The organism is Pseudomonas sp. 7-41 (assembly GCF_021233075.1).
GTDB lineage: Bacteria > Pseudomonadota > Gammaproteobacteria > Pseudomonadales > Pseudomonadaceae > Aquipseudomonas > Aquipseudomonas veronii.
Genome location: NZ_CP089551.1, coordinates 3,864,726 through 3,890,841, shown reverse-complemented (window position 1 = coordinate 3,890,841; position 26,116 = coordinate 3,864,726). Strand labels below are relative to the sequence as shown.

Annotated in this window: 18 protein-coding genes; 16 read left to right on the top strand and 2 right to left on the bottom strand. The window is 61.9% G+C overall.

Annotated features, from left to right (window positions below; all coding sequences use genetic code 11):
• The first annotated feature begins 45 nt into the window (after positions 1–45).
• The 11 genes from LQ249_RS17290 to LQ249_RS17240 all read left to right on the top strand — a co-directional run bounded on the left by LQ249_RS17290 (position 46) and on the right by LQ249_RS17240 (position 14,263).
• On the top strand, positions 46–1,044 hold the full coding sequence (locus LQ249_RS17290) for an alpha/beta fold hydrolase (protein WP_177029655.1): 999 nt from the start codon (positions 46–48) through the stop codon (positions 1,042–1,044).
• A 294-nt stretch (positions 1,045–1,338) separates the two neighbouring features.
• The gene (locus LQ249_RS17285; protein ID WP_046383671.1) at positions 1,339–2,619 is read left to right on the top strand and encodes an alkane 1-monooxygenase; all 1,281 of its coding nucleotides are present in this window, start codon (positions 1,339–1,341) and stop codon (positions 2,617–2,619) included.
• 135 nt (positions 2,620–2,754) lie between these two features.
• Positions 2,755–3,249, top strand: a complete 495-nt coding sequence (praA, locus tag LQ249_RS17280) for an alkane oxidation protein activator PraA (protein ID WP_017846505.1) — start codon at positions 2,755–2,757, stop codon at positions 3,247–3,249.
• Positions 3,250–3,382: 133 nt separating this feature from the next.
• Positions 3,383–3,919, top strand: a complete 537-nt coding sequence (gene praB, locus LQ249_RS17275) for an alkane oxidation protein activator PraB (protein ID WP_082107767.1) — start codon at positions 3,383–3,385, stop codon at positions 3,917–3,919.
• Positions 3,920–4,059: 140 nt separating this feature from the next.
• Complete coding sequence (locus LQ249_RS17270; protein WP_232565714.1) at positions 4,060–4,554, top strand: hypothetical protein; 495 nt, start codon at positions 4,060–4,062, stop codon at positions 4,552–4,554.
• Positions 4,555–4,660: 106 nt separating this feature from the next.
• The gene (locus LQ249_RS17265) at positions 4,661–6,118 is read left to right on the top strand and encodes an outer membrane protein transport protein (protein ID WP_046383670.1); all 1,458 of its coding nucleotides are present in this window, start codon (positions 4,661–4,663) and stop codon (positions 6,116–6,118) included.
• A gap of 280 nt (positions 6,119–6,398) precedes the next feature.
• Positions 6,399–8,924 carry an acyl-CoA dehydrogenase gene (locus LQ249_RS17260; RefSeq protein WP_232565713.1) on the top strand — a complete coding sequence of 842 codons (2,526 nt, stop codon included), beginning with the start codon at positions 6,399–6,401 and terminating at the stop codon, positions 8,922–8,924.
• Between the two features lie 71 nt (positions 8,925–8,995).
• A complete protein-coding gene (locus LQ249_RS17255) occupies positions 8,996–10,339 on the top strand; it encodes a 3-oxoacyl-ACP reductase (RefSeq protein ID WP_126588557.1) in 1,344 nt (447 codons plus the stop codon).
• A gap of 3 nt (positions 10,340–10,342) precedes the next feature.
• On the top strand, positions 10,343–11,233 hold the full coding sequence (locus tag LQ249_RS17250) for a MaoC/PaaZ C-terminal domain-containing protein (protein WP_232565712.1): 891 nt from the start codon (positions 10,343–10,345) through the stop codon (positions 11,231–11,233).
• The gene (locus LQ249_RS17245; RefSeq protein WP_232565711.1) at positions 11,230–12,528 is read left to right on the top strand and encodes an acetyl-CoA C-acetyltransferase; all 1,299 of its coding nucleotides are present in this window, start codon (positions 11,230–11,232) and stop codon (positions 12,526–12,528) included. The genes LQ249_RS17250 and LQ249_RS17245 overlap by 4 nt, the downstream gene beginning before the upstream one ends.
• A 31-nt stretch (positions 12,529–12,559) precedes the next feature.
• The gene (locus LQ249_RS17240; protein WP_128192580.1) at positions 12,560–14,263 is read left to right on the top strand and encodes an AMP-binding protein; all 1,704 of its coding nucleotides are present in this window, start codon (positions 12,560–12,562) and stop codon (positions 14,261–14,263) included.
• Positions 14,264–14,378: 115 nt separating this feature from the next.
• Here the strand turns inward: LQ249_RS17240 and LQ249_RS17235 are convergent, their stop codons facing one another.
• Positions 14,379–15,494: a Gfo/Idh/MocA family protein gene (locus LQ249_RS17235; RefSeq protein WP_232565710.1), complete on the bottom strand. Its 1,116-nt coding sequence runs from the start codon at positions 15,492–15,494 to the stop codon at positions 14,379–14,381.
• 310 nt (positions 15,495–15,804) lie between these two features.
• Between LQ249_RS17235 and LQ249_RS17230 the strand changes: the two genes are divergently transcribed.
• Together LQ249_RS17230 and LQ249_RS17225 are read left to right on the top strand one after the other, a co-directional pair.
• Complete coding sequence (locus tag LQ249_RS17230; RefSeq protein ID WP_169865359.1) at positions 15,805–16,845, top strand: WD40/YVTN/BNR-like repeat-containing protein; 1,041 nt, start codon at positions 15,805–15,807, stop codon at positions 16,843–16,845.
• A 15-nt stretch (positions 16,846–16,860) separates the two neighbouring features.
• The gene (locus tag LQ249_RS17225) at positions 16,861–19,236 is read left to right on the top strand and encodes an efflux RND transporter permease subunit (RefSeq protein ID WP_046490929.1); all 2,376 of its coding nucleotides are present in this window, start codon (positions 16,861–16,863) and stop codon (positions 19,234–19,236) included.
• 49 nt (positions 19,237–19,285) lie between these two features.
• On the opposite strand, the gene LQ249_RS17220 is transcribed toward LQ249_RS17225, so the two are convergent.
• Complete coding sequence (locus LQ249_RS17220) at positions 19,286–24,178, bottom strand: DUF6543 domain-containing protein (RefSeq protein WP_232565709.1); 4,893 nt, start codon at positions 24,176–24,178, stop codon at positions 19,286–19,288.
• Between the two features lie 141 nt (positions 24,179–24,319).
• Here LQ249_RS17220 and LQ249_RS17215 point away from each other — a divergent pair, with 141 nt between their 5' ends.
• From LQ249_RS17215 to LQ249_RS17205, 3 genes are all read left to right on the top strand, one after another.
• A complete protein-coding gene (locus tag LQ249_RS17215) occupies positions 24,320–24,607 on the top strand; it encodes a DUF5629 family protein (protein ID WP_046383661.1) in 288 nt (95 codons plus the stop codon).
• Positions 24,594–25,769: a lactonase family protein gene (locus tag LQ249_RS17210; protein WP_232565708.1), complete on the top strand. Its 1,176-nt coding sequence runs from the start codon at positions 24,594–24,596 to the stop codon at positions 25,767–25,769. Before LQ249_RS17215 ends, LQ249_RS17210 begins: the two co-directional genes overlap by 14 nt.
• Positions 25,770–25,924: 155 nt before the next feature.
• Positions 25,925–26,104: a hypothetical protein gene (locus LQ249_RS17205; protein ID WP_046383659.1), complete on the top strand. Its 180-nt coding sequence runs from the start codon at positions 25,925–25,927 to the stop codon at positions 26,102–26,104.
• Positions 26,105–26,116 lie beyond the last annotated feature (12 nt).

Sequence of the window (26,116 nt, the reverse complement as noted above, 5' to 3'; positions counted from 1 at the left end):
AATTCCGGTCGGGCGGTCGGCAGCAGGGAAGCAGAGGACCGAGCTATGGCTGTCGAATGGGTTATTGCTGCGGGTGTGCTGGTCGGTGCGAGCGTGGTGGCATGGGGCTTCAGTGCCTGGATGACACGGCGCATCGAAGCGGCCGTTCCAAGTAACGGGCGCTTTGTGGACGTCGATGGCGAGCGCTTTCATTTTCTCGACGAGGGCAAGGGCCCACCGCTGGTGATGATTCACGGGCTGATGGGCAGCAGTCGCAACCTGACCTACGCCTTGTCGGGGCAGTTGCGCGAGCATTTCCGGGTCATCACGCTCGACCGGCCTGGCTCGGGCTATTCGACCCGGCATCCCGGCACGGCGGCGGACCTGCCGGCCCAGGCCCGGCAAATCGCGGCTTTTGTCCAGGCGCTGGGCCTGGATCGACCGCTGGTGCTGGGGCATTCCCTCGGCGGCGCGGTGGCCCTGGCGCTGGCCCTCGACCATCCCCACGCGGTCTCCGGGTTGATCCTGGTGGCACCGCTGACCCATCCCCAGCGCCTGTTGCCGCTGGTGTTCCTGTCATTGGCGGTGCGCCCGGCGTGGCTGCGTCGCTGGCTGTCGCACACGCTGACGATGCCGATCGGCCTGCTGACCAAAGGCTCGGTGGTCAAGGGCGTGTTCGCCCCCGATCCTGCACCAGCGGACTTCGCCACACGCGGCGGCGGGCTGCTCGGCATGCGCCCGGCCAACTTCTATGCGGCCTCCACCGAGATCAACCAGGTCAACGATCACCTGCCGGGCATGGTCAAGCGCTACCCGCAACTGACCCTGCCCATCGGCCTGATCTACGGCGCAAAGGACAAGGTGCTGGACTTTCAAAAGCACGGCCAGGCCCTCGCGAGCCGGGTGCCCGGCCTCAAGCTGCAACTGGTGGAGGGGCGCGGCCATATGTTGCCGATCACCGCGACGGAGCGTGTTGTGGCGGTGGTGGAACAGGTGGCCAAACGGGCCCGATCACCGCAAAACACCACCGTCCTGCATCCACCGTTGGCCCTGGCGAACAAATAATCGGGCCATCCGAGTCGCGGCACAACGGCGTCAATGCGCGCTCTAGACACCTGACCAGCCAGCTGAAAAAGAGACTGCTCGGTCACGCAAAAAAGGGCTCGATAAACTAGTTGACGACCTAACGATTCCGCGTTATTTATTTAAAAAAATATTTCAATGTTTGTTTTGAAATGATTTTTGAAATGCCTAAGAGCGAATAACAATGAAAAAAACGTCTTTTATCGCATGGTTGATTTCCCGGAGCCTTCCGCGCTCCTTGAACCTGTTTTGCACCTGCCCCGTCCGGAGGTTGCCATGAATCAGACCCTGGCCACCCCGCAGGTCTGGGCCGACGGCAAACGCCACCTGTGGTGGCTCGGCATCCTGCCCCTGGCAACGCCTTTACTCGCCGGCACACTGGCAATCACCAGCGGCGTGCAACAACTGTGGTGGGTTGGCGTATTGGTGATCTTCGGCCTCATCCCGCTGATCGATGGCCTGTTGGGCGAAGACGTGAGTAACCCGCCCGAGTCCGCCGTCAACCACCTCGAATCGCAACGCTACTACCGCTGGATCATCTACACCGGCGTGCTGTTCGTCATCGCTTCGGTGGTGATCACCGGTTGGCTGGCTGCCGGCGGTATCGACTGGATCATCAACGGCGGTTTGCTCCAGGCCACCGCCGCGCTGGAACCTTCGAGCTGGCTGGCGAAAACGGCCGCCTATCTCACCTCGCGCACCCAACTGCACGGCCAGGTCAGTGCCTTCACGTACCTGGGCATGGCCATGTCCACGGGCGCGGCGACTGGCATCGCGATCAACACCGCCCACGAGTTGGGGCACAAACCCAAGCCGCTGGAAGTGTTCCTGGCCAAAGTCACTTTGGCGCCAACGTTCTACGGGCACTTCTATACCGAACACAACCGGGGTCATCACGTCCGTGTCGCCACCCCGGAAGATCCGGCCAGCTCGCGGCTAGGGGAAAGTTTCTGGGCTTTCCTGCCGCGCTCGGTGTGGTTCAGCGCACGCTCGGCGTGGAACCTGGAGCGCGAACGCCTGCGCAAACTCGGCCTGCCGGCCTGGCACTGGAAAAACGCCGTGCTCAGCGCCTGGCTGTACAGCGTGGTGTTGTGGGGCGCGATGATTGCCTGGTTGGGGGCGGCGGTGATTCCGTTCCTGATCATCCAGGGCATCTACGGCTTCTCGCTGCTGGAAGTGGTGAACTACGTCGAACACTACGGCCTTAAACGCCAGAAGTTGCCCAACGGCCGTTATGAGCGTTGCTCGCCGCGACACTCGTGGAACAGTAACCGGATCGTGACCAATATCTTTCTGTTCCAACTGCAACGGCACTCCGATCATCACGCCAATCCGACGCGCAGTTATCAATCGTTGCGTCACTTCGATGAATCGCCGCAACTTCCCTACGGTTATGCAAGCATGATTGTCTGGGCTTACGTGCCGTATTTGTGGCGACGACGGATGGACCATCGGGTGCTCAGGCATTATGCCGGGGATATCACCCTGACCAATCTTCAACCGTCCAAGCGTCTGCACTATCTGAAACAATACGGCGGCAATAGCAAAACGTTCTGAGATGAACTGAAAAAGTTACCTGGCGTGCGCGGGATCTTTGTCTCACGCGGTTTCTTATCGCCCAGCGTTTATCGATTTCATTGCAAGAGAGTTGTTTGACCCCACAAAAATAAAAGCAAGGGAAGGACGTTCACCATGCAAACACCTGCCAAGTTCACCGCCCATATCTTATTGGCGGCATTGGGTCTGATTGTCTATCAGCAAGCCCAGGCTGCCCGTATTGAACCTGCCGGTAGTGCGTTTACTGCCCAAGGGCCCATCAGTTTTTCCAAAGGCAAGCTGATCAGTGCCGACTGCACCATCAAGGTGGCGGGCAAGGTTGCCGCCGACGGTTCGTCCGTCAATGTCGACAAGGTCGAATTCGACGGCGGCCTCAAGTGCAGCCGGGTCGAAGCGATCAACCTGCCGTGGATCTTGGTGGCCAAAGACACCCAAAGCGGCTCGATGTCGAAGATCAGCGTGGACGTCCACGCCTTCGGCCTGGGCGGCAAGTGCGGCCCTTCCACGGCCGACGGCACCTGGGATAACGCCACCGGCAAGTTGGAAGCCGTCAATGTGCCGATTGGCGAAGACTGCAAGATCAAGACGGTGTCGATCAAGATGCCGGCCAACTTCAAAGTTGTCGAATAGATATATCCGATAGTTGCAGTGGTAATTGAATTGAAATTTGGCTGGAAAGGGAAGTTCTGCAGTTTCTCCGTGACCTCTCGTTCATGGCCATTACCCCTGGCGAATGACTCGCCATAACATGTGAGGAAAAATAATGAAAAGTTTGAAAACTCTCGTGTCGTTGTCTGCTTTGGCCGTGTGCATGGGTGCGGCCTCGATGGCCGGTGCGGCGTCTTTTAGCCCTGTTGGGAAGACGTTCCAAACCGACGCTACGGGCACTATCGTCGTCAAATCCCCGTCGTCTTTTGGCGCTGCCGTGACGTGTAAAGCCGTTTTTTCAGGAACGGTTCGTTCTGATGGCAAGGCTGATATCACCAATGTGGTCGTGTCTCCCGGCAGCAGTACTCTGTGCAATTTGCCTCAGATCACCGGCTTGCCATGGTTGTTGACACCGGCCACCACCACTTCAGGCACCGCAACCAACGTCGGTTACACCATTACCGGTGTACCGCCTTTGATCCCCGGAACAAGCTGCGGCCCGTCCACCATTAACGTAGCTCTGGCTTCAACTACCGGTCCTCTGGATTCGGATAAAAGCATCACCCTGACTGCCGCTAACCAAGCGCTTTCCGGCGGTTGCACCGTGCAGTCGCTGAATGTCAAAGCCACTGGTGTCACCATTGTTCCTTGAAGCATGTAATCCGTGGAAAGGGTTGATCACCCGTTGAAAGGCAGGCGCCTCTAACGAGGCGCTTGTTTGGCGGGGTTTTCTTAAATACTAGAAATCGGCGCTACCGACTGACAACAACAAGAAAGTTGAGGGTCAAGACAATGCAACATGTTATTCCACGTATTTCTTTAGCCGCCGTGTTACTAGGGTTGGTGTTTGGTTCCTCCATGGTCAGTGCCGCAACATTTGCCCAGGCCGGTGCTGCTTTTAACGCAACCGGCACAATTGCGACGGGAATAAAGCCGTTGGTATGGACACCTATTCCCTGCAGCATTGCATTGACTGGACAAGTAGCGGCTGACGGTTCGAGTGCAACTATCACCGGCGCTACTTTTACCGGGAATGCCTTATGCAATATTTCCGGGCCATTGAATCTGCCTTGGACACTGGTGCCCACAAGTGCCACTACCGCGAGCCTCTCAGGCTTCATGCAGAAATTCGCCTACGACAGTTGCGCCACTCCCAGTGCAGTTGCGATGCAGTGGAGTGCTGCTGACGATACCTTCAGCCTCACTAGCCCCCACACCGTGAACTCAACCTGCAGGCTGATCACGTTCAACTTTAAACCCTCGCCAGCGTTGACGATCACACCATGAATTGGATCGCCATCTACCGATTCAAATATGCCTTCAAGTGGGCAAATTAAAGCAGCAAGCGATCCGGCTGGGGCTGGTTCAGTGAGATAACAATATGGAGTGCCGCATGAATAATAAAAAACAACAGGTACAGGTTTTGCTGGGACTGGCATTGATGGGCGGGGTGATGGTTGCCACGCCCGTGCAGGCCGGCGGATTTTCCACACCGACTTATGGGGCTCCTGGTTGGGGGCGCGCCTTTGGTGGTGGTTCGCTATTCAAGAACGACCCCAGTTCGGCGTACAACAACCCCGCCGCGATGGCGTTTGTGGACCAGAACGTCGCACAAATGACGGTCGACTACGCGCGCATCAAAATCAAATATAAGGGCGCGGCTAATGATTATCTGGGTAACCCTGTCTCGAACAGTCCAATAGGTGCGGATGGTTTCCCTGACCTTTCATCGCCAACGGTCAACAACAATGATGGTGGCGAGGGTGGTTTCACTGCCTGGTTGCCGACCGGGTTCATGGTGATGCCCCTGGGGGACCGATTCGCTTTTGGCTTGAGCCAAGTGGTGCCACAAGGGATGCGCTCAACTTGGGACGAAGACTCCAAACTTCGCGATTTTGCTGTGGACACCAGGATCGAAACCGTGGGATTGACCGGTTCGCTTTCGTTCAAAGTCAATGATCAGTTCGCCATCGGCGGTGGGCTTATTGTTCAACACAGTAAAGGGTTTGTGAGTCAGAACATCGATTTGTTGGCGGCGGCTGCCAACTCCCAGGACCCATTACTGGGCAGTATTGACTTGCCGGCAGGTGTCGGAGGCGCGCTGATACGGGTCAAGGTCGACAATATCTCCACCGGCTGGTTTACCGGTATTACCTGGAAACCCACTGACCAAGACACCTTGGGCCTGAACTATCACGCCAAGATCAAGAACAAGATGACGGGCAAGTACAACATTCGTTCAGACTCGTACAGCTATGCCCTGATGACTCAACCGAACCCGTTCACTGGCACTGGCACGCTGGTTGGGTCGGCTTATCCTGGGCTGGCGTTGTACCCGGATGGCGCACATGCCAGTACCCAACTGGATATTCCCGCGACTGCGGGCTTTGACTGGGTGCATCAGTTCAATGACCGATTCACCTTGGGCGCAAGTGTGAACTGGACGCAGTGGTCGTCGTTCAAGGACCTCACGCTCAAGTCCGGCGATATCACCATCGTCTCAATCCCCTACAACTACAAGGACTCCTGGATGTACTCCCTCGGCGGCGACTTCCGTGCCACCGATGAACTGACGCTGCGTGCCGGTGTGGCCCTTGACCAGACACCAACCCGCAACTCGACCCGTGACCCCCGTATCCCGGATGGTGATCGTACGTTCTTGTCGTTCGGTGCGGGTTACGAGGTAAAGGCTGTAAAGGGCTTGAGTCTTGACTTGGCGTATTCCCATCAGTTCGTGCAGGAAGTGAAGCTGAAAACCAAAAACGTTGACCGCTTGGGTGGCGCCAGCCTGGACGGCAAGGCTGAGTCGTCAGGCGATGTGGTCAGCGTATCGGCCACCTACAAGTTTTAACAGATATCGAGGGCTATGGAGGAAGGCACTAAGCGCATCTGAATGCCTTCTTCCTGCTGTTTGCCCTCATTTACGGGTCGCCATGTGACCTATTCCGATTTTCGTATTCGTGACCCAGGCTGACGTGCTCAGCCCAGTATTTTTTTGTCCAGGAGTTAAATAAAAATTTCAAAACATAATTTGAATCTGGCTTTCCAAATTTGTAGTGTTGCCCTACGCCGCAGTTCATATCGATCTGCGCCAGCGTTTGCTACGCCCTGAATCGAGTAGAGGTATCCCCATGGTGATCTGGTTATTGGTGGGTTTCGCAGCCGCGATTGCCCTGGCGTATCGACAAGCCGCCGCTGTCCACTGGCTGGGCGCCGGCCTGGCCTGGCTGGCGGCCGGCTACCTGTTCAACGCGGTCGCCGTTTTCGGCACCACCGTCGTGGCGCTGCTAGTGGTCTTGCCCGCGTTGCTGATGACAATCAAACCGCTGCGTCGCCGCCTGTTGACCAGCAAGGCTCTGAGCCTATTTCGTACAGTTATGCCGGCAATGTCCGACACCGAGCGCGCGGCCATCGAGTCCGGCACCGTGTGGTGGGATGCCGAACTGTTCAGCGGCCGACCCGACTGGCAGCGCCTGCTGCAAGCCGCGCCGGCCAGCCTGAGTGCCGAGGAACAAGCCTTCCTCGACAACGAAGTCGAAACCCTGTGCGACATCGCCAACGACTGGGAAACCACCCAGGTCTGGCAAGACATGTCCCCCGAGGGCTGGCAGTACACCAAGGACGCCGGTTTCCTTGGCATGATCATTCCCAAGCAGTACGGCGGCAAAGGCTTCTCCCACTACGCGCATTCGCAAGTGGTGATGAAGCTGTCGACACGCTGCTCGGCGGCGGCGATTTCGGTGATGGTGCCCAACTCCCTGGGCCCGGCGGAATTGCTGCTGCATTACGGCACTGATGCCCAGCGCAATTACTACCTGCCGCGCCTGGCGCGTGGCGAAGACATTCCGTGTTTCGCGCTGACCAGCCCGTATGCCGGTTCCGACGCTGGGGCGATTCCGGACCTGGGCATCGTCTGCAAAGGCCTGCACGAAGGCGAGGAAGTGCTGGGTTTCAACGTGACCTGGGACAAGCGCTACATCACCCTTGGCCCGATTGCCACAGTGCTTGGCCTGGCGTTTCGTGCGCAAGACCCGGACGGTCTGCTCGGCCAGCCGGGTTCGCTGGGCATCACTTGCGCGTTGATCCCAACCTCCCATCCGGGCGTGAACAGCGGTCGTCGGCACTGGCCGCTCAACGCGGTGTTTCAGAACGGTCCTACCACCGGCAAGGATGTGTTCATTCCCCTGGAGTGGGTCATCGGCGGCCGCGAACAGGTCGGCAACGGCTGGCGCATGCTGATGGAATGCCTGGCGGCCGGTCGGGCGATTTCCTTGCCGTCGGCCAACGTCGGCCTGGGCAAGGTCGCAGTACGCGGCACCAGCGCCTATGCGGCGATGCGCAAACAGTTCGGCCTGCCCATCGGCAAGTTCGAAGGCGTGCAGGCCCCGTTGGCGCGCATGGCCGGGCATTTGTATGCCTGCGACGCGGTGCGCAAGGTGTCGGTGGCATCGCTGGATGCCGGCGAGAAACCTTCGGTGATCTCCGCCATCGCCAAATACCACGTCACCGAGCGCGCGCGGATGATCGTCAACGACGGCATGGACATCGTCGCCGGCAAGGGCATCTGCATGGGCCCCAACAACTTCCTGGCCCGCGCTTATCAACAAAGCCCGATTGCGATCACGGTAGAAGGCGCGAACATCATGACCCGCTGCCTGATCATCTTTGGTCAGGGCCTGATCCGTTGCCATCCCTATGTGTTGCGCGAGATGGAAGCGGCGCGCAACCCCGATCGGCGCAAGGCGCTTGAAGCGTTTGACAGCGCAATGTTCGGCCATGTGAGCTTTGTGCTGGCCAATACGGTGCGCGCCGCAGTGCATTCGCTCACTGGCGGGCGCCTGATTTCCGCACCCGCCAAGACCGAGCCGGCGTTGGCGTCCTACTACCGTCAGGCCAATCGGCTGTCGGTGGTGTTGGCTTTGATCTCGGACGTTTCCATGGGCGTGCTCGGCGGTGCGCTCAAGCGCAAGGAAAGTATCACCGGGCGCCTGGGCGATATTCTTTCGCAGTTGTACATCTTGTCTTGCGTGCTCAAGCGCTTTGAAGATGACGGCCGGCCCCAGGCGGATTTGCCGCTGGTGCATTGGTCGGCCCAGGATGCGTTGCTGCGCGCCCATGAAGCCCTCGCCGAAACACTCGATAACTATCCGTCGAAAGCCGCGGCAGCGGTGGTGCGCGGCTTGAGTTTTCCGTTCGGTATTCCCCTGCGTAAACCCTCGGACCGGCTGTTGGCCCAGGTGGCGGATGTGGTGCAGACCCCCGGCGAAACCCGTGAGCGCTTGCTGGCCAATTCCTATATCCCACGTCCGGAAATCGACAAGCTGGCCTACGGCGAATTGGCTTTCCGCCTGTTGCCGCAGGTGGAGCTGATCGAAGCACGGCTCAAGCCTGCGATCAAACAGGGCTTGCTCGAACCGATGCCGATCGCCGCCACGGCCTTTGCCGCCTGGCGCGTCAAGGCGCGGGCGCTGGACTTGATCAGCAGCGATGAAGACGCCTTGCTCGCGCGCTATGTGGAATATGCCGACCACGGCATCCAGGTCGACGACTTCCCGCAGGACTTCGGTCTGCTCGAGGCGTTGCAGCAGCGTAAGCACGTGCTGCAACCGTCTACCCAGCGTCGTACCAGCCAGGGCGAGAATGCTTCGGTCAATTGAGTGGCACTGAATGAACGCGCCTACATGGCTCGGGCGTTCATACCGATACCGTATCGTGAGTGGATGTTTATATGAGTGACAGCTACCTATCGTTCGTCAATTCCCCCTGGGGCCGACGCCTGGCCCAGGCCATCGGCCTGCCGCAACCGTTGCTGCTGCAACGTCATCGCCGTGGCCAGCAAGGCCTGGCCAACCCGGTGATCGTCGCGGGGGCAGGGCGCCTGGCTGTGCAAGTGCAACAGATTTTCAGCGCCACCGACACGGTCGCCGCCACTGCAGCGACCCTCAAGGCGCCGTCTACGGTCAAGGTGCAGGGCGCGGTGTTCGATGCCACTGGCGTCGTCGACCTGCAGCAGCTCGATGAGCTCTACGTATTTTTCCACGCCAACGCCAAGCGCCTCGCCCAGCATGGCCGCGTGGTGGTGCTCGGCACTGCTCCCGAAGACTGTCGGGATTTGCCCCAGGCCATCGCCCAGCGCGCCCTCGAAGGGTTGGTGCGTTCGCTGGCCAAGGAACTGCGCCGGGCGATCACCGTGCAATTGATCTACGTCGCGCCGGGGGCCGAAGACGCCATGGACAGCAGCCTGCGCTTCTTTCTGTCGCGTCGTTCGGCCTATGTGTCGGGGCAAGTGGTGCGCCTGGAAAAACCGCTGGACGGCCCTGTCACGGTCAACTGGGACACCCCCTTCGCCGGCCGCCGCGCGCTGGTTACCGGTGCCTCCCGTGGCATCGGCTTGGCGATTGCCCAGGTATTGGCCCGCGACGGCGCCCATGTGGTGTGCGTGGATGTGCCCCAAGCCGAGGACGCGCTGCAACATGCCGCCGCCAGCGTCGGTGGCTCGGCGTTGCCACTGGACATTACCGCAGCAGATGCGGCCTCGCTGTTGCAGGCCCATGTCAGCCAATCCGGCGCCTTTGACGTGGTGGTGCATAACGCCGGGATCACCCGCGACAAGACCATCACCAAGATGACCGAAGCGGCGTGGCGCAATGTGCTGGCGGTCAACCTGCAAGCGCCGTTGCAACTGAGCCACGCGCTGCTGGAATGCCAGGGCCTGAACCCGGGCGGGCGTATCGTCTGTGTGTCGTCGATTTCCGGCATCGCCGGCAACCTCGGGCAAAGCAACTACGCCACTTCCAAAGCCGGGGTGATCGGCCTGGTCCACGGCCTGGCACCGTTGGCGGCGGCGCAGCAGGTCACGGTGAACGCGGTGGCGCCGGGGTTCATCGAAACCCAGATGACCGCGAAGATCCCGCTGCTGATCCGCGAAGCCGGGCGGCGCATGAATTCGCTGTCCCAGGGCGGCCAGCCGATCGACGTGGCCGAGACCATCGCCTGGCTGGCCCACCCGGCGTCCGGCGGCGTCAACGGCCAAGTCGTGCGCGTGTGCGGCCAAAGCCTGCTGGGAGCTTGAGCCATGGACTACGTGACGCAGATCATCGACCCGCCGCCGTCGCAGCCCCAGTTGTTGCTGGACGGCCTGCGCGCCTTGCGCAAACCCAAGCTCGACGGCGCGCCTGAGTTGCCCAAGGCGCGCCTGGTGCGTTCGGCGGTGGAATTGTCGGCCACCGGCATCGCCGCGTATGGCCGCGCCTGTGGTTTCCGGCATGAGCAGGGCGTGCCGCTGGCCTACCCGCAGGTGCTGGCGTTCCCGTTGCACCTGATGCTGCTGACCCGGCCGAGTTTCCCGTACCCGGCCAGCGGCATGGTCCACCTGGCCAATCGCATTCGTCAGCACCAGCGCTTGCACGCAGGCCAGGCCCTGCGCCTGGAGGTGTATTGCGAGCGTTGGGTGGCGCACCCCAAGGGCCAGGCGCTGAGCATCGCCACCCGGGCCTACGGTGCGGACGCGCTGCTGTGGGAAAGCGACAGCCTGTACCTGCGGCGCGACGTGAATAACCCGGTGGGTGAGCCATGGGCGGACGTGCTGCCCTTGCAGGAAGAAGGCCTGTTGCGCACCCAGCGCTGGGTGCTGCCCGCCGACCTGGGCCGGCGGTTTGCCAAGGTCTCGGGGGATTTCAACCCGATTCATACCTCGCTGATCGGCGCAAAACTCTTTGGCTTTCGCCGCGCCATCGCCCACGGCATGTGGACATTGGGCCGCGCATTGGCCGCCGAGCAACCGCCGGGCGGCCTGGATCAGGCGCAAGCGCACTGCGACTTCAAGCTGCCGATCTTCCTGCCCGGCCAGGTCGCGCTGTGGCGCCGCCCCGTGAGCGGCCCGCGGCGTGAGTTCGAAGTGCGCAACTTCGCCGGTGACAAACCGCACATGCGCGGGCTTTTTATCTGGAACGAGCGCCTTAAATGAATGACTACAGCTTCAACCCGGCCCCGACCCGCCGCGTGGCGATCATCGGCGGCAACCGCATTCCGTTTGCCCGCTCCAACACGGTGTACGCCCACGACAGTAACCAGGATTTGCTGGTGGCCGCGCTGCAAGGCCTGGTCGACCGCTACAACCTGCACGGCCAGCGCCTGGGCGAGTTCGCCGCAGGCGCGGTGATCAAGCACTCGCGGGATTTCAACCTGGCGCGTGAGTCGCTGTTATCGACCACGCTGTCTGCGCAAACCCCGGCCTACGACTTGCAACAAGCCTGCGGCACCGGCCTGGAAGCGGCCTTGCTGGTGGCGAACAAGATCGCCCTCGGCCAGATCGACGTGGGCATCGCCGGTGGCGCCGACACCACGTCCGACGCGCCCATCGGCCTCAATGAAGCGCTGCGCCACACCTTGCTTGCGGCCAATCGCGCCAAGGCCATGGGCGACAAGGTGAAGGCGCTGCTGAAGGTGCGTCCGTCGATGTTCTTCAAGCCGCTGCTGCCGCGCAATGGCGAACCGCGCACCGGTCTGTCGATGGGCGAGCACTGCGAAGAAATGGCCAAGCGCTGGCAGATCAAGCGCCTGGCCCAGGATGAATTGACCCTCAGCAGCCACCAGCGCCTGGATGCCGCCTATCAACGCGGTTTCTTCGACGACCTGATCAGCCCCTATCGCGGCCTGGCGCGGGACAACAACCTGCGCGCCGACACCAGCCTGGAGAAGCTCGCCAGCCTGTCCCCGGCCTACGACCGCCAGAACGGCACGCTCACGGCGGGCAACTCCACACCGCTGACCGACGGCGCCTCGGTGGTGCTGTTGGCCAGTGAAGCGTGGGCCGCCGAACACGGCTGGCCGGTATTGGCCTACCTGCGCACCGGCGAGACCGCGGCGGTGAACTTTGTCGACGGCAGCGAAGGCCTGCTGATGGCGCCGGCCTATGCCGTGCCGCGCCTGCTCAAACGTGAGGGCCTGGGCTTTGCCGACTTCGATTTCTTCGAGATCCACGAAGCGTTCGCCGCCCAGGTGCTCTGCACGCTCAAGGCCTGGGAAGACGCCGACTACTGTCGCGAACGGCTGGGGCTGGACGCACCGCTGGGCACCATCGACCGCGCCAAGATGAACGTCAACGGCGGCTCCCTGGGCTGCGGGCATCCCTTCGCCGCCACCGGGGGCCGGCAATTGGCAGCGTTGGCCAAGGCGATCCACGAGCGTGGCGGCGGGCGCGGCCTGATTTCGATCTGCGCGGCGGGCGGGCTGGGCATTACCGCCATCGTCGAAAAGTAGCGCTATCCAAAACAACAACAAGGAAATTGCCATGAACGCTATCAGCCTGGAACACACCGAACGCATCTGGTTGAACGCCTACCTGCCCGGCGTCCCGGCGGACATCGATGCCGGTATCGAGGACTACCCGTCGCTGCGCGAGGTGTTCCTGGAGCACCTGGAAAAATTCCGCGAACGGGTGGCCTACGTCAGCATCGGCACCGAAATGACCTATGCCGACTGGCACATGCAGGGCATCGCGTTTGCCGCCTGGTTGCAAGGCCAGGGTGTGAAGACCGGCGACCGCGTGGCGCTGATGATGCCCAACTGCTTGCAGTACCCGATCTGCCTGCTGGGGACGATCCTGGCCGGTGCGGTGGTGGTCAACGTCAACCCGCTGTACACCGCCCATGAACTCAAGCATTTGCTCAAGGACAGCGGCGCCGAGACAGTGGTGATATTCGAGAACTTCGCCCACACCCTGGAAAAAGCCATGCCCGGCAGCAGCGTCAAGCGCGTGGTGGTGGCGGCCATCGGCGACTTGCTCGGCACCTTCAAGGGCGCGGCGATGAACTTCATCCTGCGCCGCGTGCAGAAACAGGTGCCGAGGTTCAACCTGCGCGGTTCGGTACGCTTCAATCAGGCGCTCAAGCAAGGAAGGGCGCTGACCCATTTCCCGGTGGACATGCACCTCGACGACCTGGCCTTCCTGCAATACACCGGCGGCACCACGGGTGACGCCAAGGGCGTGATGCTCAGCCATCGCAACATCATCGCCAACCTGCTGCAAGCCAAGGCCTGGGTTGGCAACCAATTGGACCAGGACACGCAGGAAACCAACGTCACCTTGTTGCCGCTGTATCACATCTTTTCCCTGACGGTGAACTGCCTGATGTTCATGTGCCTGGGCGGGCGCAACATCCTGATCGCCAACCCACGGGACGTGAAGCGCGTGCAGATGATCCTGCGCAAGGAGCGCTTCAACGGGATTGCCGGGGTCAACACGTTGTTTAACGGCTTGCTGGAGAACCAGGAGTTCTGTGCGCGGGACTTTTCCGACCTGCGCATGGTGATCGCCGGTGGCATGGCCACGCACACGGCGGTGGCCAAGCGCTGGAAGGAAGTCACCGGGCTGCCGATCATCGAAGGCTACGGGCTGACCGAATGTTCGCCGGTGGTGAGCATCAGCCCCATCGACATTTTCCGCATGCGCGAGATGGAATTCACCGGCAGCATCGGCGTGCCCTTGCCGTCGACCTGGGTGCGTTTCATGCGCGAAGACGGCGAATTGGCCGACCTCGGTGAGCAGGGCGAATTGCAAGTGCGCGGCCCGCAGGTGATGCAGGGCTACTGGAAGCGGCCCAAGGAAACCGCCGAGGTGCTGGATGCCGAGGGCTGGCTGTCGACCGGCGATATCGGGGTGATGGATACGCGCGGTTATATCCGCCTGGTCGACCGCAAGAAGGACCTGATCCTGGTCTCGGGCTTCAACGTGTACCCCAATGAAATCGAAGACGTGGTGGCGCTGCACCCCGGCGTTGCTGAAGTGGCGGCAATCGGTGTGGAAGATGGCGTGACCGGCGAGAGGGTGAAGATCATCGTGGTGCGCAAAGACCCGAACCTGACTCAGGCACAGATCCTGGCCCATTGCCGGGAATACCTGACGGGGTACAAAGTGCCCAGGTACGTGGAGTTTCGCAGCACCGAGCTGCCCAAGACCACAGTGGGCAAGGTGCTGCGCCGCGCGCTGCGCTAACTTGAATCTCTAGGTGATCTAAATGTGGGAGGGGGCTTGCCCCCGATAGCGGAGTTGAAGTCACCGAGCCTATCGACTGATCCACCGCCATCGGGGGCAAGCCCCCTCCCACATTTCAGAGCGAGTTCACATTGACCCAGCGTTGTTCGCGAGCCGCCACGCGAATCGCCGTCGCCAGCCGCTCGACCGCCCACGCGGCCTCGAAGTCGCTGCCGTCCGCGCCCTGGCCGGCCACTGCCAGAATCAACTCGCGCACTTCCAGCGTCTTCAATTCGTTGTAGCCCAACTGATGGCCGGCGGCCGGGCTGAACGCCGCGTAGCCGGGCAGGGCGGGGCCGGCCAGCAGGCGTTGGAAGCCGTCCTGGCCCTTGCGGCACAGGCGCAGTTCGTTCAAGCGCTCCTGATCGAAGGCCAATGAGCCTTGCGTCCCGCTGATTTCAAACGCCAGGTGGTTCTTGTAACCGTGCTTGAGCCAACTGCTGCTCACCGTGCCGCGCGCGCCGTTGGCGAAACGCAGCAGGGCGTGTACCTGATCGTCCACGGCAATCGACTTGAGTGTGTCGCCGCCTTTGACGGCGGGGCGCTGTGCATGCACGGTCTGCGTATCGGCGCACACGCTGACCACATCGCCCACCAGATAGCGTGCCATCGACAGCAAGTGGCTGCCCAGGTCTGCCAGGGCGCCACCGGCATGTTCCACCTCACAGCGCCACGACCAGGGTGACGCCGGGTCGGCCATGAAGTCTTCGCTGAACTCACCCTGGAAACTGATGATTTCGCCCAATTCGCCGTTGGCGATGATCTGCTTTGCCCACCCGATCATCGGGTTGTGCTGGTAGTTGTAGCCGACCCGCGTCACCACGCCCGCCGCACTCGCGGCGTGGCGCATGGCGTCGGCCTGCGCCAGGCTGACCGCCAGCGGTTTTTCGCAGTACACCGCCTTGCCCGCGGCGAGCGCGGCCATGGCCATGGGGTAGTGCAAATGGTTCGGTGTGGTGATCGCTACCACATCGACCGTGGGGTCGTTGACCAGCGCTTGCCAGTCGCCATGGGCCTGGGCAAATCCCCAGGCATCGGCGCAGCGCTGGGCGCGTTCGGTGTCGGCATCGGCCAGGGCGGCCAGTCTGAGGCTGACCGGCAGCTCGAATACCGTGCGGGCGTTATTGAACGCCAGGGCATGGGCGCGGCCCATGAAGCCTGTGCCGATCAGGCCGATTCCGAGTTTGCGCATAGCCGTGGTCCTTTGGATTATTGTTTTCAGGGAGGCTATTAATGGAATATAAATTCTCATAATTCAATATGTGGAAAAAATAATTCATTTCTGCGGCTATATCATTGCAGTTGATGTGGTTATATTCAGCGCAGGGTTAAAAGCCGCCAGTTAACAAAAGATAACGTAGCGCCGATTGTCAGACGATTCGAAAGCCCGATAGGATGGCCCCTACTTCCTCCAGGCGCTCTAGATTGCAGGTTTCAGAGCCCGGGAAGGTAAGACGACCTAACAATAATAAATGGGAGAAAGGTCTATGAGTGAGCCTGTCATGGGTTGGGTTGTTTGCCGCCCACGCGCCGCACGCAGGGTTGCGTTGCTGGCCACAGCGCTCTCGTTGCTGGCCGGTGCCGCGTTGTCGCCACCGCTGTTGGCAGCCAGCGATACCGCCGCACAGCCGGTGTTTGCAATTGAATCCCCCAAGGCCGCCAAGGGCCTGATGATCGACGTGGTCCACGCGGGCTCGCGCCTGGTGGCGGTCGGTGATCGCGGGCACATCCTCTATTCCGATGACCAGGGCAGCACCTGGACCCAAGCCAAAGTCCCCACCCGCCAACTGCTCACGGCGGTGTTTTTTGTCGATGACAAACACGGCTGGGCCGTCGGCCACGATGCGCAGATCCTCGCCAGCGTCGACGGCGGCGCCACCTGGGCCCAGCAATACCAGGACCTCAAGCGCGAAGCGCCGTTGCTCGACGTCTGGTTCAACGACGCCAACCACGGCCTGGCCGTCGGCGCCTACGGGGCGCTGATCGAAACCACCGACGGTGGCAAAACCTGGGAAGACGTCAGCGAACGCCTCGACAACGAAGACCAGTTCCACCTCAACGCCATCGCCCAGATCAAGGACGCCGGCCTGTTTATCGTCGGTGAGCAGGGCAGCATGTTCCGCTCCAGCGACGACGGCCAGACCTGGGAAAAACTCGAAGGCCCCTACGAGGGTTCACTGTTCGGCGTGATCGGCACCGCCCAGCCGCACACCCTGTTGGCCTACGGCTTGCGTGGCAACCTGTACCGCTCCACGGATTTCGGCAGCACCTGGGAGCAGGTCGAACTGAATGCGGCGCGCGGCGCCCTGGAGTTCGGCTTGTCCGGGGCGACCTTGCTCGATGACGGCGCGCTGGTGGTGGTCGGTAACGGCGGCAGCGTGGTGGTCAGCCATGACGACGGCCAGACTTTCAGCGTATTCAATCGCCCGGACCGTATTTCACTCTCGGCGGTGACGGCGGCGGGCAATGGCAACTTGATTCTGGTCGGGCAGGGGGGTGTTCGTGTTGCTACGCCAACCGGCGCCGAACCCACAAAACAATAAGAAGGCGGGGAAAGAATGAGCAGTCATCACAACGATAAAGCGACCTTTCTTGAGCGCCTGATCTTCAACAACCGCCCGGCAGTGATCGTCATCTGCCTGCTGGTGAGTATTTTCCTGTTCTGGCAGGCGACGTTGATTCGCCCCTCCACCAGCTTCGAAAAGATGATCCCGCTCAAGCACCCCTTCATCGAAAAGATGATGGAACACCGCAACGACCTGGCCAACCTGGGCAACACGGTGCGTATCTCGGTAGAGGCCAAGGACGGTGACATCTTCACCAAGGACTACATGGAGACCCTGCGGCAGATCAACGACGAGGTGTTCTACATCTCTGGCGTCGACCGCTCGGGCCTCAAGTCGCTGTGGAGCCCCAGCGTGCGCTGGACTGAAGTCACCGAGGAAGGCTTTGCCGGCGGTGAAGTGATCCCGCAGAGCTACAACGGCTCGCCGCAGAGCCTCGATCAACTGCGCAACAACGTGCTCAAGTCCGGCCAGGTCGGGCGCCTGGTGTCCAACGACTTCAAGTCGAGCATCGTCGACATCCCGCTGTTGGAGTCCTACCCGGACCCGCAGGACCAGGGCAAGTTGCTGGCGCTGGACTATCGGCAGTTCTCCCATGAACTGGAAGACAAGATCCGCACCAAGTTCGAAGCGCAGAACCCCAACGTCAAGATCCACATCGTCGGTTTCGCCAAGAAGGTCGGCGACCTGATCGACGGGCTGGTGATGGTCGTGCTGTTCTTCGGCGTTGCCTTCGTCATCACGCTGGTGCTGTTGCTGTGGTTCACCAACTGCCTGCGCAGCACCGTCGCGGTGTTGAGCACGACGCTGGTGGCGGTGGTCTGGCAACTCGGCTTGATGCACTTCTTCGGCTTCGGGCTCGATCCGTATTCGATGCTGGTGCCGTTCCTGATCTTCGCCATCGGTATTTCCCACGGCGTGCAGAAGATCAACGGTATCGCCCTGCAATCGAGCGACGCGGACAATGCGCTGACTGCCGCACGGCGTACCTTCCGGCAACTGTTCCTGCCGGGGATGATCGCGATTCTGGCGGATGCGGTGGGTTTCATTACCCTGCTGATCATCGACATCGGGGTGATCCGGGAACTGGCCATCGGCGCGTCCATCGGCGTGGCGGTGATCGTGTTTACCAACCTGATCCTGCTGCCGGTGGCGATTTCCTACGCGGGCATCAGCAAGCGCGCCGTGGCCAGGAGCAAGAAAGACGCGAATCGCGAACACCCGTTCTGGCGCCTGCTGTCGAATTTCGCCAACCCGAAGGTCGCGCCGATTTCCGTCGCCCTGGCGCTGGTCGCGTTCAGCGGCGGCCTCTGGTACAGCCAGCACCTCAAGATCGGCGACTTGGACCAGGGCGCGCCGGAGCTACGCCCGGACTCGCGCTACAACAAGGACAACAACTTCATCATCAACAACTACTCCACCAGTTCCGACGTGCTGGTGGTGATGGTCAAGACCAAGGCCGAAGGCTGCTCGCGCTATGAAGCCATGGCGCCCATCGACCAGTTGATGTGGAAGATGCAGAACACCGAGGGCGTGCAGTCGGCGATCTCGCTGGTGACCGTGTCCAAGCAGATGATCAAGGGCATGAACGAGGGCAACCTGAAATGGGAAACCCTGTCGCGCAACCCGGATGTGCTGAACAACTCCATCGCCCGCGCCGATGGCCTGTACAACAACAACTGCTCCCTGGCGCCGGTGCTGGTGTTCCTCAACGACCACAAGGCCGAAACCCTCGACCGCGCCGTGCATGCGGTGCAGGACTTCGCCAAGGAAAACAACAAGGACGGCCTGGAGTTCATCCTCGCCGCCGGTAACGCCGGGATCGAGGCCGCTACCAACGAGGTGATCAAGGAGTCGGAGCTGACCATCCTGATCCTGGTGTACCTGTGCGTGGCGACCATGTGCATGATCACCTTCCGCTCTTGGGCGGCGACCCTGTGCATCGTGCTGCCGCTGGTGCTGACCTCGGTGCTGGGCAACGCGCTGATGGCGTTCATGGGCATCGGCGTCAAGGTCGCGACCTTGCCGGTGGTGGCCCTTGGCGTGGGCATCGGCGTGGACTACGGCATTTACATCTACAGCCGTCTGGAAAGTTTCCTGCGCGCTGGCCTGCCGTTGCAAGAGGCGTACTACCAGACGCTCAAGTCCACAGGCAAGGCGGTGCTGTTCACCGGGTTGTGCCTGGCGATCGGCGTGTGTACCTGGATCTTCTCGGCGATCAAGTTCCAGGCCGACATGGGCCTGATGCTGACCTTCATGCTGCTGTGGAACATGTTTGGCGCGCTGTGGCTGCTGCCGGCGCTGGCGCGGTTCCTGATCAAACCGGAGAAGTTGGCCGGGCAGAAAGGCAATTCGCTGTTCGCCCACTGAGTGCAGCGGTGGGGGCGGTTGCGCCCCCACCTGCAACGTCACACTGCGCTCACCGGGTTGCGCGCGGTATGGGCGCGATCGCCAGGAACAACTGATCCACCGGCGGCGTGATCAATACGTAGACAATCCGCCTGATCGGCTCGGCGCCCGGCTCCTGGGGGTTGCGCAAGCTGCTCTGGACGTGTTGCTTGAGCAAATCCTTCTGCGTGTATTTGCGCTGCTCCGCCAGTTTCAGATGGGCGCGGGTATAGCGTGCGGGCGGGGCGTCGGCGCTGGCGTAATGGAAGTGGGCATACCACAGTACCGTCGGCGGTTTTTTCGCTTTGTCATACACCGCGTATTCGGTGAAGAAATCGCCACTGAGAGTCGGCCGTTGCGGGTCGGCCAGGCTGGTCAGGTTGATATCGATCTGCTGGTGTTGCCACAGATACTCGAGGCTCTCCTGGGTCGGCCATTGACGCTTGTAGCCCTCGCTGCACACCCGTTCCGCCAACCGCAGCATGTCGCGGGCCTGGGCCTGGTACTCATCGATCAGGTCCTGGGCCGAGGGTTTGTCGAGGTGGTCGCGCTGGATTTCCTCGGCCAGCGCGGTGAGCTTGTCCGCGTGCCCGCTGAGCAGCTCATCCCAGTCGCCCGGGTTGACCTGTTGGCGCGTGCGCGGCGAGTCGAGTTTTTGCCGGTCGGCGGTAATGACGCGTTCAATGTCGCGGCGCTGTTCGATCAGCGTCTGGGCCAAACCTTTGAGGGTCGCCAGCGTGCGGCCTCGCGGGGGCTGCGTGGGGGCTTGGGAAGGCGGTTCGGCGGTGGTCACCCAGCCGTCCGCGTGCTTGTTGAAAGAGGCAACGGCTTCACCGGTCAGCGTATCGGTGAGGGTGAAGTGCTCCTCGGCGTTCTGCGCATCGGCCGGCTTGAGTTCGCCGATCAAATACTCTTTTTTGCGGGTCTTGAACACGCGCTTTGTCGGCGCCTTGGCGCGCAGGGTTTTCGACAGCGGCAGCACCACCTCCAACGCTTCCTGCTTGCGCACCACCGATTCCAGCTCGCTGTTCGCCAGCGCCTGGGCGTATTCGAGGTCCGCCAGCAGACGTTCGGCCTGCGGGCGCAGGCGGCTCGGGTTGAGCGCCTTGAGTACGCGGATCGCCTCTTCATAACGGCGGTACTTTTTCAGCACGCTCTCGTACACCTGCCGTTGTTCGACCAGGGTGTATTCGGTGCTGCTGCGCACTTCGACGTGAGACAGCAGCGCCGCGCTCAGGTCGGTTTGCTCCAGGCGTTTGACGTACAGCTCTTCCTGCGGCGGCAGGCGTACATCGGTCATCTCCACGCTGCTGACGGCCAGGTAGTCGAGGGCGTTGAGCCGCAGGTTGTCGGGGAAAAAGTTCTGCGGATATTCGATCTGTGCCAGCAACTCCTGGCGTATCGTGCGCCCCGCCAGCGAATCGTTTTCCAGCTGTTCCAGGGTGGTTTCCATCGCAACGGAAACCTCGGCCATGTGCTGGCGGATGTTTGCTGACTCGGTGGCGTTGCGCACGTATTCGTCGTAGACCGTCGAGTCGCCGAGCAAGTTATTCACGAACATGCGGCGCGCCATTCGCGCCATGGGTTCGCCCGCGCCGGAAAAGCGCATGGCGTTCAACCGGCCCAGGAGCATCTCGTGGATAAACAGTTGTTGGTCCCAGACCGTCTTGAGGATTTTCGCGCGGTCATGCACATGCACGCCGGCACCGCCGACTTTTTCCAGTTCTACGCCGAGCTTGACCATCTCCAGGCGCGGGGCCAGTGATTGGGCAAACAGCAATTCTAGGTTCTCCAGCAGAATCTGAAACTCGGTGCGCAATTGCTGATGCTTGAGGGTTTCGCGCTGGTGCCGTGTTTCCAGGGCGGGCCTTTGCTGGTCGCTGGCTTTTTGCAGCAGGTTCCACACCAACTGCGCGGTTTTGCGTTGTTTGACCAAGGCGTCCAGGGCGGGAGATATCTGCGTGCTCGCTGCCTGGAATGGCGCCATCAGGTGCTGCATGTCTTCACTGAGCACTTGCACCCGGGCGAGCACTTCTTGTTTCTTGCGCAGGTTTTCTTCGCGCAAGGCGGCCAGGCGCTTGGGCCCGCCACCCAGCAGTTTGAGCCCGCGGTCCAGCGACCAATGGCCGTTGCCATCGGTTCTCAGCAAAATCCCGGGATGTTCGGGTTTTTGCGGATGAACGATGAACACGTCAGCAAAACCCGGGACGATGCTGACCCTGAATAACAGCCCGGCCATCGAGGCATGCCACAGGCCGTTGATGCGGTACAAGCCTTGGTGAGGCCCGGTGTCGAGTGGCGCGGGAGCGGGCACGGGCCACGGCACGTTGACGGCGCGCAGTTTCTCCAGCAGCGCTGCCGCGGCGGTGTCGCCGGCCAACGAATGGTCGAAGTCCAACGGCGTGCGGCCACCGCCGGGTGGTTCGCTGGGCAGGCCGATGACGCCGCGTTCGACCGCCGCTGCATGGCGGGTTGCCAGGCCGGGCGGGCGTCGGAAGGGCGTGCGCGTGACGGGCTGTTCGTCGAGCGGCGGGCTGGCACTGTGCGCGCTGAGGGGGCCTTGATGCACCAGCAGCATGCCGATGTTGAGCAGCAGGTCGACCCACGCCAGCTCTTTCGCCGTAGGGTCAGGACTCTCCAGTGCCGGCAGGTCCTGGGTCAGGCTTTGCGTCGCCTGGATCAGCCAGCCGATCGTCGCCAGGGGGCCGCGCACGGCCATCAACAAGGTGTTGAAGCCCAATTGCATGCCTTCGAGGATCAACGCCCAGCGGCTTTGCGCATTCGAGGTCGATTCGCGCTCGGCCTGGTCCAGCAACTGGCGGGTTTCGCAGCCGAACAGATAGTCCATCAGGCTGCCGTGGTTGAGCGCTTGCAGGATTTCGTCGCCGCTCGCATCGCCGGCTGGCGCCAATTCGGCGGGTTTGGGCACCTCGGGCAGCCGGTCGAACTCCGAACCGATGCCGATGCGCAGGATGTGCGGCTGGCTGAACCCGCCGTTGCTGTAGATCGCCCTGGCCGGGTCGGGCAGCCAGGTCAGCACGCTGTCCTGTAGCGCACCGGGTTGCACAATGGCCGCCAGCAGGTGTTCGCGGCTGCTGAACTCGAGCAGCGCGTCGCGATAGGCCGGACGGTACAGCAGGTGCGGCCCCAGCCGGGTGTCGAGCGGTTCGATGATGAACATGTTCTGCGCCACGTCCGCCGTGGCTGCCGGCGTGCGCAGAAAGGCCAGGGGGCGGATGACTATTTCGTCGCCATCGACCCGGCGTGCCAGCGGGTTGGTTGCGAGCAGTGCCCGCACACAGCGCGCGCCGCGCGCGGTCAGGCCGGCTTCGCCGCGGAGCGCGTGCTCCAGCGCCTGGGTTTTCAGGTGCAGGGGCCGCTGTTGGTTGAACAGCCGCTGGCGTTTGCGCGCGGCGGCGGTGTCGCCCATCAGTTCCCGGCGCAGGTAGGCGGGATAGTTGTTGCCGATGTCCACACGCTGGACCAGTTGCAGCACGTAGGCGGGCGTCAACCACGCTTCGAGCGCCCGGCCGCTGCGATGGCTGAGCGTCATGCGGCCTCTGGGGCTTCCCGACAGGTTCTTCAGCGCCAGGTCCACCAGGCTCATGGACACCGGCGCGAGGTAACCGCCTGCAAGGCTGCCCACCGCGACATGAAAGGTCAGGGTCAACTCGTCGGCCCGGTAGCTGGCAGCGCGTGCCGCGTCGTTGCAGGTACGCTGGCCGCCCAGGGCGACAGCGCGATCCAGGCACAGTTGATGGTTCAAGTGCTCGGCGGCATAGCTATGCAGGGTTTCCAGGCCATCGAAGTCGGAATCGCCGAGGGTCTGGCGCTTGATCCCGGCCTGTTCAAGCAGGCATTCGCGGTAAGCCAGGCGGTCGGCGGCGCTGGCGCGTTGCAGCCAGTCGGGCAGGGCGGCCTGGAGGGACGCCAGGGTGACCAGCGCCGTACCGCGGGCGCGGGCGAAAAACCGCGCCGGTTGGGTGATGGCGGCAAACTGTTGTTCCAAGGCCTGCACCGTGCTGTTGGCCGGGAGTTGCAGGGCGGCCAGGTCCTCCAATTGCTGGTTGAGGATCAGCGCGGCCTGGACCTCGAAAATATTGCCGTCGGGTTCGTACTGCTGCCAGGTGATGCTGTCGACGCTGAAGCGCTGTTGCAGGTGGTCGGCCCAGGCCTGGCCGAAGGCGTCCAGGTCAGGGTAGGCCTCGATTGCGCCGGACAGACGGCACAGCAACACCTGCTCGCGGCACACCACCAGCAGGTCGCTCGCTTGCAGCGTGAGCAGGCTGCCTGCGCGCGTCAGGTGCGCCTCTAGCGTATAGGCATGAATCGCGTTGTCGGGGGCCGGGCGGCGCGCGCGGGTGGCACGGTCTGGGTAGCGCGCCAGCGTATTGAGGATGCCCAACGGTTGGGCGTGGCGTGCGGCGGCGTCGAGCAGCGTGCCTTGCAGCACGTCGGCCAGCCATTTCCAGCGGCTGCCGCCGGCGTCGCTGTCTTCGCCCCAATAGGTGGCCATGGCGTCTTGGAAGCCGATAAACAGCAGCGACGGCAGTTCGCGAATGACGGCTTCGATGACGTCAAGATCATAGGCGTGGGCGCCATTGGCCGGATAACCGAGCCGCGTGCCGCTGGCATCGCTCAAGTAGCTATCCAGGCCGTGGCGCGTCGACACATCGGGAAAGCTGCCGTCGGCGAGATGGTTCAGCGCGACCTCCAGCAACGGCAGCAACGCCCGCCCGCCACCGTCACGGGGTACGGCCAGTCGCAGGTCGGCGAGGGGGTGTGTCAACGGCGGATATTTCTCCGCCAGGTTGCGCGCCAGCATCTGCGCGGTGACTGCGCGCAGTGTCGGACGCTTGAGAAACTGGGCTTCAAGCGCTTCCCGCAGCGGGTCGGCGGCGAGGGGGGGATTGTGGTCTGGCATGGGTATTCCTTTACGTTGAATAAAGACGTGCCCTTGCACGGTAATCCGCGGTGTGGCGCCGATGCGGTAGCCGGTTATGGTTTTAGGTCCTGGCGGCAAAGTGGCCTATCATTAGCCCTTTGAACCTGATGAAAGACTGTGATGACTACTACTTTGACGGCCGTCCTTGCCACCAGCGACATGCTTGAAATCGACGGGCTGCATGCCTTCGAGTTCGCACTGGATGAAAAAAAGCTGCTGATCATCGCCATGGATGGCCGTGCGCAAAAACGCTGGAGTTTCAGTCTGGAACAGCTGCAGGCCGCGGTCTTCGATGAGACTCTGCAAAGCTGGACGCTGACCGGTGATGTGGGCGAGCACCGTCTGGTCTGCATGAGCGCAATCACCGCCAATAATAATGAAGAGGATGAAGCGGATGCTGATGCGTAAATTCTGGCCCTTGTTGATCGCGGGCAGCGTCGGGGCGATGTCGGCACAGGCCGCACCGGCCGACACCCATGAACTGTTGGTCGGCAGCTACACCGCCGGCAGCAGCGAAGGGATCTATCGCCTGCAATTCGACAGCCGCACCGGGCGGTTCCAGGGCCAGCCGGTATTGGCGGCAAAAACGGCCAACCCGTCCTGGCTGACGGTCTCCAAGGACCAGCAGCATCTGTTTGTCGTCAATGAAAACGGCCCCGGCCAACAGGACGCGGTCGGTCGCGTCAGCAGCTACCGCATCGACCCGCAGAACCATCAGCTCACGCTGATCAACCAGGTACAAAGCCTGGGCAGCGAGCCGACGCATTCCAGCGTGGCCGCCGATGGCCGCTACCTGTTCGTCGCCAACTATTCGGTGCTTGAAGACCCGGGCGGCAGCCTGGCGATTCTGCCGCTGGACGCCCAAGGCAAACTGGCGGCGCCCGTGCAGTTGAGCGGGCACCCGGCGAGCCGGGTCAACCCGCAACGCCAGGCGTCCAACCATGTGCATTCGGTGGTGCCGGCGCCGGATGGCAAGTATGTGTTTGTGCAGGACCTCGGCGCGGACAAGGTGTTTGCCTACCGCTACGATCCCAAGGCCAACCCTGAGCAGCCCCTGACCCCGGCCAACCCGGCATCGGTGCCCTTGCCGCCGGGCAGCGGCCCGCGGCATTTGCTGTTCAGCGCGGACGGCAAGCATGCCTGGCTGACCACCGAGATGAGCGCTCAGGTCGCGGTGTTCGATTACCACGACGGCACGCTCAGCCAAACCCAACTGGTGGACTTCGCCGCCGGGCAACCGGTGTCCGACAAGGCCGGCGCGGCGCTGCATGCTTCCAGCGATGGCAAGTTCCTGTACGTGAGCAATCGCGGCACGGCCAATCAGTTGCTGGTATTCAGCATCGATCCGGCGACCGCGCATCTCAAGGAACTGCAGCGCCGTTCCGTGGACGGCGACCATCCGCGCGAGTTCAGCCTGGACCCGAGCGGCAAGTTCCTGCTGGTCGCCAACCAGAAAAGCAATGAAATCGTGGTGATCGAACGCGATCCACACACCGGCCTGCTCGGCAAAACCGTGCAAAAACTACCGATCGATGCGCCCAGCGACCTCAAGTTCCTGGTGCGTCAATAAGCCACAGGCCCCGCACAGCGGGGCCTGATCCTCTTTATTAATTCGATTAATAACAGCTACTGTTTCAAAGCATTTCTAAGGTCCAACCCTCGGGCGTAAGTTGAGTTCCAAGGCCTCCCCGGCCACTCAACCAAACGAACACAAGGGTTACCGACATGAACTTCAATCTCTTCTCGATCATCGCCGCCTCCGCTGTTTCCGCCACTGTTGCACTGCCAGCTGCGGCCAGCGTGAACATCATCGGCAAACAATCCAGCACCAGCGCCTACACCCAGAAATACCTGCAACAGAGTGCCAACTTCTACGCCGCACTGGATCACAAAACCCAGTACTGAGCGCCCTGTGGG